The organism is Rhodococcus sp. MEB032, assembly GCF_030208925.1.
In the GTDB taxonomy this organism is placed as follows: Bacteria; Actinomycetota; Actinomycetes; order Mycobacteriales; family Mycobacteriaceae; genus Rhodococcus_F; species Rhodococcus_F qingshengii.
On record NZ_JARVSY010000001.1, the window covers coordinates 405,787 to 420,501 of the forward strand.

The window sequence follows — 14,715 nt, forward strand, 5'->3', positions numbered from 1 at the left end:
GGTTACTCCGCTCTTTCGTTGGTCAGCAACGGATCCCACAGTCGTCGGGCGAGAACTCCGAATCGAGTCGGTTCCTCGGCCCAGACGAATTCGTCGTCCGACGGCGGATCCGCAGCCAACTCCGCCAGTGTTCGAGCTTCTCCGAAAACGTAAGCGTTGCTTGGATCGTTCATCTCGCCGTACTGCCCGGTCCACTGGGTGTCCGCACCGTTTGTCGCATCGTCGACCGACTCGCCACCAAAGCGTCGGCGCGCATATTCGGCTGAAGTAGCGGCCCACATCGGCAACGGACGCTGCAGCCCCCGCTCGCGTAGGTCCACCAGTTGCTGCAGGATCTCGACCGCATTGCCTGGCGCATCGAGCACCGACCGTGCCGCTGCGATCTTTCCCCGACCCCGTCCGATCGAGACTGCATCGAGCGCACCGGGTCGTCCGTGCGCTTTCAAGGCGAGCAGGTTTATCCAGGCCGTCATCCGATGTTTAGGCGCCAGTGAGGAATACGACGCTCCCACCACTGAATTGCCGTGCACACCGGTTACCGTTCCGGTGAGACGACGCCCGTCACCGAGGTCGATGTCGACGTCGACAGCCTCGGAGTCGCCCTCGAGGTGTGGCAATGCAAGACCGGCAAGTTGGTCTACCACCCACTCGACGTTGCCCAGAACCGTAGCGCCCAGGTTGTAGGGCGGCAGAGTGCCGCGGCGCCACTCGGCTGCACGGAAATCCGCCGAGCTGCGTCCAGCCAAGCGCGAGAGAAGCATTCGGTCACCCAGAGCCCAGGTGGACAGTGGATCGAGCTCGGTTGCCAGCGAATCCGCGATGTCGTCGTCGAGTTCCGGTACCCGGACGCCGAGGCGTTGGCGCAGAAAACCACGCGCGGGATGTACCAGGAAGTTCACCAAGTCGGCGAGGTTCACTTCCTTCGGATGCACCTCGGGTAGCTCGGCCGACAAGACTGTCGGCAATTCGACCGGTGTTCCGGAGGCAGCCCTCGCACCGGCCAGCGCTGCCGTGTCGAAGCTGAACGGCTTGTTCGGCGCGAAGTTTCGATTGTCGAACGATTGCAACGGATGCCGTGTCAGCACCCCGTTCACAGCGTCCGGACCCACCGTCGCACTGAGTACGTCGAGAAGGCCACTGAGGGGGATCGCCGGTGGTCTGACGACACCGGTGACCGGATCGGCACCGGTATACAACAGAATCAGATGTTCGCCCGCAGACATCACGGCATCGAGAAGCAGTTGCCGGTCTTCACTGCGCAGATCGCGCTCCCCCACAACGGGATCACGTGACAAGATGTCGTCGCCGTCGACTCCACCGGTTCGAGGGAACACCTCGTCGTCGAGTCCGATCAGCACGACCACGCGATGCGGTACCGAACGCATCGGAACCATCGTGCACACCGTCAGTTCGCCGGTTCGGAAGTTGGCACGCGTCGGTCTGCCCGCGAGGCTGCGCGAGAGCATCGCGCGAACATCGGCCAGACGTAACACCGTCTCTCCGCCGAATTCCACAGCAGCTACCAGTTCGCGGTGGGCCCCCGCGCTCTGCCAGGAATCTGCGGGCGCTGTGTCGGTCAGCAGATCCAGGGCCCGCATCAGCACACGAAGCCATTCGGCCGGTGAATGTGGGCCGGCAAGATCGCGAAGCGAGACGGCCAGGCGATCGACGAACTCTGCGAAACGTCCAGTCAGGTCGATGTCTGTGCCGTCCACGTCATCGAGTGGTAGCGCGAGATCCAACCAGGCATTTTCCGATTCGTCCGCGCTGACCCCCAACAAGATTCGGTCCATGGCGGTGTTGAAGGTGTTCTGCGGAAATGCATCGAGGCCGAACGTGGCACGCTGCCGACTACCGATTCCCCAGCGAGCACCCGCTTCCGTCGTCCATTCCCGCAGTCTTTCCAACTCGTCGTCGCCCCACGAAAAACGTGTGCGGACAGGCTCGGTCGCGGCCAGGTCGAGAACCTCACTGGCTGTGGCCCGGCCGTCGGCCAATTCGAGGAGAGAGCCGAGAACGGCCAGGACTGGATTGGTCTGACGTAATCCGCGGTCTGCCAGCCTTACTCGAAGAAGATGCCCGGGGTGGCCATGGACGCCTTGCCCGAATGCAGCACGAACCAAGGGTGCGTACGTTTCGACGTCCGGGCACATCACGAGTACGTCGCGTGGCTGCAATGTCGGGTCGTCCTCGAACAATCGGAGCAGACATTCGCGGAGCACCTCGACCTGCCGTGCCGGCCCGTGGCAAGCGTGGACCTGAACTGTCCCATCCGGTTCCGCTGCAACGCTGGGAGCACGATCTGCGATGACGTCGGCTTTGACCGTCGCCAGGAGGGATTTCGGGCCGGCTGGTTCGGGAAGATGCACCGACTCGAACTCGGCGGCACCGAGGCTGATCTGAAGTTCACGAACGTCGCGAGCAAGACTCGACAGCAACGGATTGGCGGATATCAGCGCTGACCCGTCTTCCGAACGTCGGATCGTGCTCTCACTTCGAGGCGGTATGCGCGAGCTCATCTTGGTCCACAGCGCGGGGCTGGGATGCGGGAGCCAGATGTGCACGTCCCGATTCGCACTGAGTGCGCTCAAGATCATTCGCTGATCGACCGGCAGCCGTGTCGGCCCGAAGACCGACAGGCGTTCCGGTAGGTCGACCAAGGCCGGGTCCTCGACCAGTGCGCGGCTCACTTGCCCCAGTCGCTCTGCGGGCCCCGGAACGTCGATCTTGTCCGCGACGATGCACCACAGACGTGCCTGCCATTCGAAATCCTCCGACAGCGCCAATCCGTGTCCGTCGGTCAACCGCCCGGCGGCCCAGTCGATCAGCATCTGCGGGCGTTGCGCGGCATAACTGCGGAAGAGTTCGGTGACATGTGTGGCGGAGGCAAACCGTCGACCTTCACGATGGCCTTCGAGATGTTTCGCCAGGACTCCGCACCAGGGCTCGCCGAGGGACTCGTCGATCACATCGAGAACCGTCCACACCAATCGCGTCGGCGACCATGGGTCGTCGTCAGCCGTGATTCCACTGACCGCGGCCACGGACTCCGCGACCAGCCGCGCGGGTGAAGGAAACGCGATGTTCGCAGAAATTCCGTCCACTGCTGACGGTCCGGACGTGCCTAGCTGGGAGGACAGCCGCTGATTGAGCCAACGCTCGACGCCCTTGGCCGGCACCGCAACAGTTTCCCGGGCGAATGGATCCGACAGCGGGGTACGGAGGAGCGTGGCCAACGCCGAGACCAAGGTGTCCGAACGCTCGGCCCGGTACAACTTCAGCAATCTTCGCTCCCCTCACTCCGTCCAGACGTCCATCTCACCACGGCGCTGTGACAGGAGACGCCGAACCAGCCTCACGCAGCGGTGACGCGCAGGCAACATGACCGCAACCGGACGTTCGTACTGTGCGGGAATGACCAGTCCCGTCACCACACCTCGCCCCGCTGGAACCGGTCTCGACATCTCCGGCCTCGGCAAGACCTTCGAGATGGGTCGTCGGTCGGTGACCGCGCTGACCGACGTGTCCCTTCAAACCAGCGAAGGCTCTTTCCTGTCTCTGCTCGGGCCGTCCGGATGCGGGAAGTCCACCGTTCTCCGTATCCTTGCGGGCCTCGATAGTCCGACGTCGGGAACGGCCCTTGTCAACGGGCAGTCGCCCGCCGAGTTACGCAAGCGCCGCGAACTCGGAATCGCCTTCCAGGATTCGGCTTTGCTGCCGTGGCGAACAGTGGCCTCCAACATCAAACTGCCCCTTCAGGTTGCCGGCATCGATCCCGACCCCGACCTGATAGCCGACCTGATCGCGCTCGTCGGCCTCGAAGGATTCGAGAAGGCCAAGCCCGCCCAATTGTCCGGCGGTATGCGTCAGCGTGTGTCGATCGCACGATCGCTCGTGGTCAAGCCGAGTGTCCTCCTACTCGACGAACCCTTCGGCGCGCTGGACGACATGACCCGTCAACGGCTCAACATCGAATTGCTCAGGATCTGGACCGAGAAACCGGCGACCACGTTGATGGTGACTCACGGAATCGCCGAAGCCGTGTTCCTCTCCGACGTCGTCGCCGTCATGACGCCGCGGCCCGGACGCGTCCTCGAAGTCGTGCCGATCGACCTGCCGCGCCCGCGTACACCCGAGATGATGCGTACACCCGAGTTCCACGAGATCCACGACTACCTCTCCGGACTGCTCTTCGGAAAAGCAGGCGTCGCATGACAATTACCGATATCGAGAACGTCGCGACCGCGGCGGCGCAGCCATCTGTGCCGCGCCGGATCCGATTGAAGCGTCCAACGTGGTTCGGCGGTGCAGTCGGCATCTGCGGACTGATCGCTCTCTGGTGGATTCTGGCGGCGGCCGGTGTTGCGGGAGGCACGATTCCGACGCCGTGGGTGGTTGTCTCGACGATGTTCGACGACGGTTGGTCGCTGTACGGACCCAATTTCACCGTCACGGCTTCCGGTGCGCTGCAGGGCTTTCTCTGGGGAAACCTGCTGGCGATCACGCTTGCCGTGCTTGTCGTTCTCATTCCGCCCATCGAGGGATTGGCCACACAACTGGCGATCCTGAGCTACTGCACACCGCTGTTGGCGCTTGGCCCAATCATCCTGGTCGTCTTCGGCGGCCGGACCCCCACAATCTTTCTCGCCGCAATGTACTGCTTCTTCACCACGATGGTCGGCACACTCGCCGGCCTGAGATCGGCCGACAAGACGAGCCTCGATCTCGTCGCCGCCTACGGCGGTGGGCGTTGGCAGAAGTTCACCAAAGTTCAACTTGTGAGCGCACTTCCGAGCACCTTTGCTGCCCTCAAGATTGCTGCACCTTCGGCCGTACTGGGTGCAATTCTCGGTGAGTATCTCGGCGGGGTGGACAGCGGGATCGGCGTCGCACTCACAGCCGCTCAGACGTCGTACAACGTCCCGCGAACGTGGGGAATGGCTATCGCCGCCGCCTTGCTCGCCGGTCTGGGGTACGCCGTCGTCGCAGCGATCGCCCGGCTCGTCACGCCGTGGACCAGCGCTCCGGGAGCACAGAAATGACCTCGGTACGAGGAACATTGAGATTCCTCGCCCCGATTGCCATCGCCTCGGCGCTGTTGCTTGTCATCTGGGTGGTCTTCCTCAACGCCTTCCCCCAGGTCGGCCCGCGTGTGGGAAAGACGCCGGCCGACGTCTGGGAGTACCTGTTCTCCGGCCCAAAATCCGCCGACGCTCGTTCGGGCATCATCGACAACCTGTTCATCACTCTGCGCGACGCCGGTGTCGGCTTTGCCGTCGGAATGACTGCCGCGCTCGTGGTGGCATCGATCTTCGTCGTTTCCCGCACTGTCGAACAGACTTTCATGCCCGTTGCAATGCTTCTACGATCTGTTCCTCTCGTTGCGATGACCCCGATCATCGTCCTGATATTCGGCCGCGGAATCGTGGGTGTGACAGTCATGGTTGCGATAGTGGTGTTCTTCCCAGCCCTCGTCATGATCATGGTCGGTCTACGTGCCGCTCCGGCTCAGGCACAAGACCTCATCGCTGCCTACGGCGGGAGTCGTTGGACCGCATTGCGAATGGTGTCCGTGCCGTCCGCACTTCCGGCTGTGTTCGCCGCTGCACGAGTATCCGTACCCGGCGCCTTGATCGGAGCACTGATCGGCGAATGGCTCGGTAGCGGCCAAGGCTTGGGTTCGAGCATGATCAAAGCCATTCCGCGCTACCAGTACAACGAATTGTGGGCATCTATCGTGGTGATCACCGTGGTGTCGATCGTCCTCTACGCCGTGGTCGGGATCTTCGAAAGCATCGCTCTGTCTCGTTTCGGTCCTTCGGCGGGCAAGTCGTGACATCTGTTAACACGACCTCAACAAACTCTCTCTCCCAAGCAAACTGAACGAAACCGACTGGCCCTAGTGTTCCGATTCATGACGCCATTCAAGCCCGTCCGCCAGCTGGACCGCAGGGCCTTCTTCCGCTACTCCGCGCTGACCGGCATCGCAGTCGCCGGTAGTGCGTCATTGCTCGCGTGTAGCAGTGACTCCAGCAGTTCGAGTGGCGGAACCACGGACGACGGTTCCGAATTCGGAACAGTTGCAGTGCAGTTGTCCTGGATCAAGAACATCGAGTTCGCCGGTGAGTACTTCGCTCTCGACAAGGGGTACTACAAGGATGCAGGGTTCGGGAGTGTAGACCTGGTGGCAGGTGGCGCAGCCGGCACCGGCGTCGAAGCCGGCCTGGACACCGGCAAGGTGTGGATCGGAATGTCCGCACCGCAGCTCACAGCCCCCGCCGTACTCGACGGACTGGAGGCAAAGATCGTCGGTGCGACATTCCAGAAGAATCCGTTTGCGATTGTCAGTTCCGCTGCGGCACCGATCAACTCACCACAGGACATGATCGGCAAGAAGATCGGCGTCCAGGATTCCAATCAGCTCGTCTTCGGAGCTCTCCTGGCAGCAAACGGCCTGACCGAAAGCCAGATGACGATCGTGCCCGCGCAGTTCGATCCGAGCCCCTTGGCGAACGGCGAGGTGGACGGCTGGGTCTCCTACGTGACCAACGAGCCGATCACACTGGCCGCCAAAGGTTTCCCCAACGCCCACTTCCTCTTCGCGGACTACAACCTGCCGTTGGTCGCCGAATCGTTCACGGTTCTCCAGTCCACCATCGACAACGAGAGGGACAAACTCAAGGCATTCCTGAAGGCCGAGATCCAAGGATGGAAGGATGCGGTCGCCGATCCGGCAGAGTCGGCACGGCTTGCCGTCGAGGTCTACGGCAAGGACCAGAACCTCGAACTCGAAGAGCAGATCAAGGAAGCCACCGCACAGAACGATCTGGTGGTGTCGGCAGATACCAAAGCCAACGGGTTGTTCACGATGACACCACAACTGATCGAACAGAACATCGCGGCACTGTCGAAAGCTGGGCTGGAGATTACAGCGGACCAACTGTTCGACATGTCGATCCTCGAAGAGGTGTACGCGGAGAATCCGGAGCTGATCTGACTGCCGAGCGTCAGCGAACCTCCCGCGCGAGTACGCCCGAGATGAATAGCTGTACAAGGACCTCGGCCTTGTACCGGTCATCGGACCCAGCACCGATACAAAGGTTCCCGATGCCTTTGAGCACGTTGTACGCATCGACCCGCGAAGCAGTGCCAACGGACTCGAGCGCTGCCGCGAGGAGGGAATCACATACCGGAACGAGGCGGTCGACGAAGTAGATATGCAGAGCGTCGGACCCGGCGCTGTCTCCTTGCAGTGCACCGGCGAGCCCATGCTTGGTTACCAGGAACTCCACGAACAAAGCCACCCATGCCCGCAAAGCCGCCTCGGGCGTTGCACTCTCCGCGAGCATCTGTGGGCCCGCGTCCGCACACGCCTCGACTTGGTGTCGGTATACGGCGACCACCAACTCGGGACGCGTCGGGAAGTGGCGGTAGATCGTCCCCATGCCGACGCCGGCCTTCGCCGCAATCTCCCGCACCGGAGCGTCGACTCCGGACTCCACGAACACTGCTGCCGCCGCGTCGAGCAGCGCCTGCTCGCTTCGACGTGGGCGACCGACTTGCTTGGGAGAGGCGACGCGCGACTGCTCGTCCTGGGCATCAGCCATGTGCACTCCTCGCTGACTCACAACATATGTTTGCATTACGGAACAACGCTCCGTAATGTTGCGGAGCGACGCTCCGATAAACAGTATCGCAGGGTGCAGCCTCAGCAAGGAACTTGCCATGACCTCATCAATGATCGACACTCTGAACGGCATCATCGGCGCCGGCGCCCCGGTCGTCTCCGTTGCCCCCGTCGAGTTGTTCGCCCCCGATCGACCTGTCCCGCTGGAAGTACGTGTGTCTGCTCCGGCAGCAGGCACGAACCTCCCCGTTGTGGTGTTCTCCCACGGCAACGGCTGGAACCTCGATGGATACTCGCCACTCACGGCATTCTGGGCATCCCACGGATTCGTGGTGATCCAGCCGACACATCTGGACTCGCGCCGGAACGGTTTCGGGTTCGACCACCCGGTTTTCCCGACGATCTGGACCGAGAGGATCGCGGATCTCACACGCATCCTTGATCAGCTCGACACCATCGAATTTGCCGTGCCCGGGCTTGCCGGCCGCATCGACCGCAGTCGAGTTGCCGCCACTGGTCACTCCTGGGGCGGGCAAACCGCTCAGTCGCTCCTCGGAGCAAGGATCTTCGACGAGGCCGGCCAGGTCGGCCAGGACATGTCCGACAGTCGCGTCACCGCGGGAATCCTGTTCGCGGCAACCGGTCTCGGCGGCGAGAACCTGCATCCGTTCGCGCAGGCGAACTTCCCGTTCATGCGCCCCTCGTTCCAGGAACTGACGACGCCGACACTCGTCGTCGCGGGCGACCACGACCAGTCCAAGATGTCCAGCCGCGGACCCGACTGGTTCACCGACGCCTACACGCACAGCCCCGGAGCCACCGACCTCCTGACCTTCTACGGTGCCGAGCACGCACTCGGTGGAATCGTCGGATACGAAGTCGCCGAGACCACTGACGAGAACCCAGAGCGGGTCGCCGCCATCCAACGGATGAGTACTGCCTACCTTCGGACCGCGTTGCGCATCGATGAGACCAGCTGGCCAGCGGCCCGGGCCGCATTCAGCGACAACGCCGACCCGATCGGCCGAGTCGACACCAAGTAATGCGGCAGTGATCCAACTTATTGGCCGAAGTTGAACCTGAGATTCGCATTTATCAAGGTGTTGAGCCGCTTTCGCATGCTGACAACCTCTGCCTCGGGCGGTATCGGATCGTCCAAGAAGAGCGTCCAACGCAGCATCGTGCTGTTTCCGACCGCCTCGATGTCGAATCGGATGACGGCGTCGGGTCGGTCCGGCCAGATCGACGACCAGATCACCAACTCCGGTTCTTCAGCCCTGACGATCTCCGGTGCGATCTCGCTCTCGAGAAGTTCCAGCCAGTGCCGGGCGGGCTGGCGGTACGGATCGATCAATGCCTCGAACATGAAGCGCGCAGGCGGCGGCTGGCTCCGGCGCCTCGTCGCGACTTGCTGCATGACACGAGCGTAACCGCCTCTCAAGGGCATACCTCTGCCGTCACCCTGCAAGATCCACGAAAATCGGGATAAATCGGACACTGTCGGAGGACACTCAGGAGTACATCCGTCTGGGAGGGCCGCTCATGCGTAAACGCCATCAGGTTCTGCTTGCAGTGTCCGCAGCGATCGGACTGTCGCTGACGCCGATCAATGCGTCGGCAACACCGAGCACGGGAGTACACGGAGAAATCCTCGGGCAGGTGACTTTCGACGGCAAGGACTACATCCTGCGCCAGATCACCATCGACCCCGGCGGTTCCACCGGTTGGCACTTCCACGACGGGACGCTCTACGCGCTGATCGCGCAGGGCACGTTGAGCCACTACCGATCCGATTGCTCCGTCGACGGGATCTACAGCGCCGGAAATACTTTGATCGAACCGAGCGGTTCAGATCATGTGCACATCGGAAACAACTCGCAGACAACACCATTGGTGCTCGAGGTCGTCTACGTCAATCCGGCGGGCAGCCCCCTCTCCGAAGATGCTGCGCCTCCTAACTGCCAACTACCCGGCTGACGGGGCAGAAGAGTTAAACCGCACCGGCATCGATTCGAGCCCGGACACGAAGTTGGCCGCACGCCGCTGCAACGGCGCGTCGGTGGCAAGTTCCATGTCCGGCAGCCTGGCGAAGAGTTGCTCGAACATGATCCGTCCCTCCAACCTGGCCAGCTGATTGCCCAGACAGAAATGAGTTCCGAAGCCGAAGGCCACGTGCGGATTCGGTGTGCGGCCGACATCGAACCGTTCGGCGTTCAGGAACACGGACTCGTCGAAATTTGCCGATTCGAAGAGCAGCAGCATCTTCTCACCTGCCTTCAGCTGCGCGCCGAAGAAATCGGTGTCACGGGTCAGGGTTCGAGCCATGTTCTTGATCGGCGAGGACCACCGCAGCATCTCCTCCATTGCCAAGGGAATGGCATCGGGATCGTCGACTAGCTCCCGGCGCTGGTCCGGATGGCGCAGTAGCTGTTCCATGCCGCCGCTGAGCACGTGCCGTGTGGTCTCGTCACCGCCGATCAGGATCAGCAGGGATTCGTTGACGATTTCCTGATCGGAGAGGGCTTCGCCGTCGACCGCACTGTGAATCAACGTGCTCACCAAATCGTCGGCCGGGTCGCTCCTCCGCTCGGCGATGGTTCGCATCATGTACGCGGTGAAATCGACGTACGCAACCATCATGGCCTGCAGTTGATCCTGGGAAGCGTTGCTTCCCAATGCCTTCACCAGATCATCCGACCACCGCAGAAACAACGCGCGTTCCTCGGGACGGACACCCAACATGTCGCCGATGACGGCCATGGGAAGTGGTGCCGCCAGGTCTGCGACGAAGTCGGCTTCTCCTTTCTCACAGACGGCGTCGATCAGTTGATCGCAGATCTCCCGGATACGGCCGGCCTTGGCTTCGACCTTCTTACGTGTGAAACCCGCGTTGACCAAGCGTCGACGCGTGAGGTGCTGCGGGTCGTCCATGTCGATCATCTGCGGCAATGGACCCGTTTCGGGACGGATGCCGCCGGCGTTGGAGAACAGTTCGGGATCCCGCTCGGCTGCGACGACGGCGTCGTAGCTCGCGGCCGCGGTGATTCCGTTGGCGTCGTCTCGGTACACGGGCTCGTGATCACGCATCCAGGCGTACGCGTCGCGCACATTCCCGAGGTCTCCGCTGTAGAAGCGTCCGTCGATCAAATCGAAGGTCGGTCTGGTAGCCATCACTCCACCTCTCGCACAACCCTTGCCTCAATAAGTAGAACCTGTTCCTATATAGCGTGGGGCGTTTTCACCGAAGCCGAACCGGAAAACCTCCAGAATCAGCACGCGAGCCCGCCGGAGCAACGACCAGGAGACACGCATGGACGACGACACCGCCTCAGCGGGCATACCCACTTTCGCCGGCACATCGATACTGGTGACCGGCGGCGGTAGTGGCATCGGCCTGGGCATCGCTCGTTCGCTGGTTGGGTCCGGCGCTCACGTCACGATCTGCGGACGCAACAAGGAGAAACTCGATGCTGCCGCCGAATCGATCCGGCAGTCGAGTCCGGAAGGATCGGTCAGCGCCTCTCCTGCCGACGTCACGATCGAGGCAGACGTCGTCGCTGCTGTCGCCGCGGCGGTCTCCGTCACCGGAAAGCTCGACGGAGTGGTGGCCTGCGCGGGCGGGAACGAAACCATCGCCCCGGTCACGCAACTCGACGTCGACGCGTGGCGCCGCACCGTCGACCTCAACGTCACGGGGACCATGCTGACGATCAAGCACGGCGCGCGGGCACTGGTGGCAGGAGGCGGTGGATCCATCGTCGCGATCTCGTCGATCGCCAGCAGCAACACACATCGCTGGTTCGGCGCGTACGGAGTCTCGAAGTCCGGCGTCGACCACCTGGTGCGGTTGACGGCAGACGAACTGGGCGCCAGCAACATTCGTGTCAACGCGATTCGGCCGGGGTTGACCCGAACGGATCTGGTCGCGCTCATCACCGACGGTGGCCCCATCCTCGACGACTACCTGGCCAACACTCCACTCGAACGCGTCGGTGAAGTCGAGGACGTCGCCGGCCTCGCTTCCTTCCTCCTCGGACCGCAATCCACCTGGATCACCGGGCAGATCATCAACGTCGACGGAGGCCAAATGCTGCGCCGCGGACCGGATTTCCGCTCGATGCTCGAACCCGTCTACGGCTCCGACGGACTCCGCGGGGTGGTCGCGCCATGAGCTACACGATTCTGGGCAAGAAGGTCGAGATGCCGGTCGAGGTTCGCACCGCGTCGGCCTTCATGGCGCTGTATTCGGTACCCAGCGCAACCGCGCAGTCGATCATCGACTACACCGGCTTGACGGTGCTCCAGTACCGTCCCGGTCGGGCGCTGTGCGGCCTGGTTTTTGTCGACTACATCGACGGGGATCTGGGGCCGTACAACGAATTCGGAGTGACGTACATGGTGCGCAGCCACACTGCGCCTCCCGAAACCTCGGTGCTGGGAGATCTACGTTCGCTCGCTGCCGGAACTGCAGGGGCACTCATTCACGAGTTGCCGGTGGACGGCGAGTTCACCAAGGCCGCCGGCCGGGAAATCTGGGGATTCCCGAAGGTGCTCGCCGAGTTCGACACCGAGCACGTCGGCTCGGTCAAGCGCGGATCGGTCTCTCGCGACGGCAAACTCATCACACAGTTGAGTGTGAAATCCGGCGTCAGCGTGCCGGGCGGCGGAGCCAACATGTCGTTGGCCGCGTACTCACATCTCGACGGCGCCACCAGGTGCACGTCGTGGGACATGGCACCGACCGGCGTCAAATCGCGCCCTGGTGGAGCCGAGGTTCAACTGGGCAGTCACCCGATGGCGGCGGAGCTTCGGAAACTGGGACTCCCCCGCCGGGCCCTGATGACCACGACCATCAAGAACCTGGCGATGACGTTCGGGGAGGCCACAACAATCTGAGTGTCGGCCGACGGCACCCCTTTCGGTCACGTGTGACTCGGGCTACACTCCTGGACGGTTGACCAACTCGCGTCAGACCGCCCGAAAGGACACTCGTGCAGATCACCCGACGCACCGTACTGGCAGGCGCTGCCGCCGCACCTGCGCTCGCCGCTCTGTCGACGAACCAGGCCGTCGCAGCTTCGCCGGCACGCACCGTTTCACCCGCACGCACCGACAAGTCGTCGGCGTCACTGCAGGTGGGCGTCGGAATTTCCGACGTGACCGGACCGGTCGCCGAAGTCGGCATGATGGGCTACTCGAGCTTCGATCAACGCGCCGAAGGCCTGCACCAGCGAATGCGCGCACGCGCCTTCATCTTCGAGTCCGGCGGGTCGCGGGTCGCCTACGTGTGCGTCGACAACTGCATGATCTTCCAGTCCGTTCATGACGAGGTCCTGCGCCGACTGGCCGGGAGGTTCGGTGACATCTACACCGAACGCAACGTCATGTTGACGGCCATCCATTCACACGCGGCATGTGGTGGGGCCTCGCACAACTACGCGTACAACCTCGCAGTTCTCGGCTTCGAACTGCAGGTGTTCGAAGCCGAGGTCAACGGCATGGTCGAGGCGATCAGCGCTGCGCACGAGAACCTGGCGCCAGGCACGGTCCGTTTCGGGCGGTCCGATCTCACCGATGCCAGCGTCAACCGATCGCGAGTGGCGTTCGACCTCAATCCCGAAGAGGACAAGGCCTACTACCCCGGTGGCAACGACCACCACATGCGTGTCATGCGGATCAGTCGGGGCAGCAAGGACATCGGAGCGATCAACTGGTTCGCCACCCACTGCGCCTCGCTCACGAACGAGAACCATCTCATCTCCGGGGACAACAAGGGCGCCGCGGCGTACTTCTGGGAGCACGACGACCAGGGCGTGCGCTACCTCGACGGCGACACCAGCTTCATTGCTGCGTTTCCGCAGACCAACAGCGGCGACATGTCACCCAACCTCTTCCTCGAGCCCGGACGCGGACCGACCGAAGACGAATTCGAGAACGCACGCATCATCGGGCTGCGCCAGGTTGCGGCGGCTCGAACTGCCTTCGACGCGGCGTCCGACACCGTCACCGGTGGCGTCGACAGTCGGATCATGTACCTGGACATGGCAAATCAGGTGGTGAGCGGAAGATTCACCCCCGACGGACGCGAGCACCGCACCGCTCCGGCCGCGATCGGCGCGGCAATGAGCGCCGGAAGCGTCGAGGACGGACCGGCAATCCCGATCTTCCCCGAGGGCACCCGAAACCCCATGATCGACGCCTTGGGTGGTATGGATGCTCCTGTGCCTCAATGGCTTCAGGATGCACAGGCGCCCAAACTCGTAGTCGTTCCGGTCGGCCTGCTGCCACCGGGCGGATGGGTGCCGAACGTACTCAAGATCCAGATCCTGCGGATCGGTCAGTTCTACATCGTCGGTGGCCCTGCGGAATTCACCATCGTCTCCGGTTTACGAGTGCGTCGAACCGTCGCAGAGGAGCTTGGGGCTCCCCTCGAGAACGTCATCTTCCAGGGATACGCGAACTCGTACTCGAGCTACTGCACCACACCACAGGAATACGATTCGCAGCAGTACGAGGGCGGTTCGACGATGTTCGGCCGTTACACACTGCCGGCCTATCAGCAGGGGTATGCCGCCCTTGCAGCCGCGATGCGCGACGGCACCGAACCTCCTCGCGGCCCCGCTCCGGCCGACCTGTCCGGGTTCCAACCCAGCTTCGGACCTGGCGTCGACTTCGACGAGCCCTTGCCGGGAACACAATTCGGCGATGCGACCGTCCAGCCCGGCGACAGCTCACCGGGTGCGCAGGTTGCCGTCGAGTTCGTCACCGGCCACCCCAAGAACGACACTCACCGAAACGGGACCTTCTACGAGATCCAGCGCAATACCGGCGGATCCTGGACACGGGTCGCCGACGACAACGACTGGTCCACCAAACTGCACTGGCGCCGGGTCGGGAGCAACGGTTCCGTCGTGCGCATCACGTGGGATGTTCCGGCCGATACTCCGGCGGGTACGTATCGAGTCCAACACTTCGGTGCGTCGAAGGCTCGGGGTAGCGGCGCGATTTCGCCGTTCTCCGGGGTGACCGCCGAATTCCGCCTCACCTGACCCGCGTGAACGTATCGCTCCCCTTGTTGGACAAGGGGA

General features: G+C 62.8%; 13 protein-coding genes. 9 read left to right on the plus strand and 4 right to left on the minus strand.

Features of this window, described 5'->3' with window-relative positions:
- Positions 1–2 precede the first annotated feature (2 nt).
- Positions 3–3,284 (minus strand): exodeoxyribonuclease V subunit gamma, encoded by a 3,282-nt coding sequence (gene recC, locus QRN54_RS01790; RefSeq protein ID WP_285181502.1) that lies wholly within the window; start codon positions 3,282–3,284, stop codon positions 3–5.
- Positions 3,285–3,381: 97 nt separating this feature from the next.
- Here recC and QRN54_RS01795 point away from each other — a divergent pair, with 97 nt between their 5' ends.
- From QRN54_RS01795 to QRN54_RS01810, 4 genes are all read left to right on the plus strand, one after another.
- The gene (locus QRN54_RS01795) at positions 3,382–4,215 is read left to right on the plus strand and encodes an ABC transporter ATP-binding protein (protein WP_003945415.1); all 834 of its coding nucleotides are present in this window, start codon (positions 3,382–3,384) and stop codon (positions 4,213–4,215) included.
- The gene (locus tag QRN54_RS01800; RefSeq protein WP_003945560.1) at positions 4,212–5,042 is read left to right on the plus strand and encodes an ABC transporter permease; all 831 of its coding nucleotides are present in this window, start codon (positions 4,212–4,214) and stop codon (positions 5,040–5,042) included. The genes QRN54_RS01795 and QRN54_RS01800 overlap by 4 nt, the downstream gene beginning before the upstream one ends.
- Entirely contained in the window at positions 5,039–5,836 is a 798-nt protein-coding gene (locus QRN54_RS01805; protein WP_042449420.1) for an ABC transporter permease, read from the plus strand. The genes QRN54_RS01800 and QRN54_RS01805 overlap by 4 nt, the downstream gene beginning before the upstream one ends.
- A gap of 78 nt (positions 5,837–5,914) precedes the next feature.
- The gene (locus QRN54_RS01810) at positions 5,915–6,997 is read left to right on the plus strand and encodes an ABC transporter substrate-binding protein (RefSeq protein WP_042449795.1); all 1,083 of its coding nucleotides are present in this window, start codon (positions 5,915–5,917) and stop codon (positions 6,995–6,997) included.
- Between the two features lie 10 nt (positions 6,998–7,007).
- Here the strand turns inward: QRN54_RS01810 and QRN54_RS01815 are convergent, their stop codons facing one another.
- Positions 7,008–7,607, minus strand: a complete 600-nt coding sequence (locus tag QRN54_RS01815; RefSeq protein ID WP_007734129.1) for a TetR/AcrR family transcriptional regulator — start codon at positions 7,605–7,607, stop codon at positions 7,008–7,010.
- A 118-nt stretch (positions 7,608–7,725) separates the two neighbouring features.
- Between QRN54_RS01815 and QRN54_RS01820 the strand changes: the two genes are divergently transcribed.
- A complete protein-coding gene (locus tag QRN54_RS01820; RefSeq protein WP_039973382.1) occupies positions 7,726–8,670 on the plus strand; it encodes an alpha/beta hydrolase family protein in 945 nt (314 codons plus the stop codon).
- A 17-nt stretch (positions 8,671–8,687) separates the two neighbouring features.
- Here the strand turns inward: QRN54_RS01820 and QRN54_RS01825 are convergent, their stop codons facing one another.
- Positions 8,688–9,044 (minus strand): hypothetical protein, encoded by a 357-nt coding sequence (locus QRN54_RS01825; protein WP_039973407.1) that lies wholly within the window; start codon positions 9,042–9,044, stop codon positions 8,688–8,690.
- A 125-nt stretch (positions 9,045–9,169) separates the two neighbouring features.
- On the opposite strand from QRN54_RS01825, the gene QRN54_RS01830 reads away from it, so the two are divergent.
- Positions 9,170–9,604, plus strand: coding sequence for a cupin domain-containing protein (locus tag QRN54_RS01830; protein ID WP_003945598.1), 435 nt, complete (start codon positions 9,170–9,172; stop codon positions 9,602–9,604).
- On the opposite strand, the gene QRN54_RS01835 is transcribed toward QRN54_RS01830, so the two are convergent.
- Positions 9,593–10,798 carry a cytochrome P450 gene (locus QRN54_RS01835; protein WP_007734124.1) on the minus strand — a complete coding sequence of 402 codons (1,206 nt, stop codon included), beginning with the start codon at positions 10,796–10,798 and terminating at the stop codon, positions 9,593–9,595. The genes QRN54_RS01830 and QRN54_RS01835 overlap by 12 nt on opposite strands.
- A gap of 139 nt (positions 10,799–10,937) precedes the next feature.
- Here QRN54_RS01835 and QRN54_RS01840 point away from each other — a divergent pair, with 139 nt between their 5' ends.
- From QRN54_RS01840 to QRN54_RS01850, 3 genes are all read left to right on the plus strand, one after another.
- Entirely contained in the window at positions 10,938–11,798 is an 861-nt protein-coding gene (locus tag QRN54_RS01840; RefSeq protein WP_158170142.1) for an SDR family oxidoreductase, read from the plus strand.
- Positions 11,795–12,523 carry an acetoacetate decarboxylase family protein gene (locus QRN54_RS01845; protein ID WP_007734116.1) on the plus strand — a complete coding sequence of 243 codons (729 nt, stop codon included), beginning with the start codon at positions 11,795–11,797 and terminating at the stop codon, positions 12,521–12,523. Before QRN54_RS01840 ends, QRN54_RS01845 begins: the two co-directional genes overlap by 4 nt.
- Before the next feature lie 95 nt (positions 12,524–12,618).
- Positions 12,619–14,676 carry a neutral/alkaline ceramidase gene (locus tag QRN54_RS01850; protein ID WP_285181503.1) on the plus strand — a complete coding sequence of 686 codons (2,058 nt, stop codon included), beginning with the start codon at positions 12,619–12,621 and terminating at the stop codon, positions 14,674–14,676.
- Positions 14,677–14,715 lie beyond the last annotated feature (39 nt).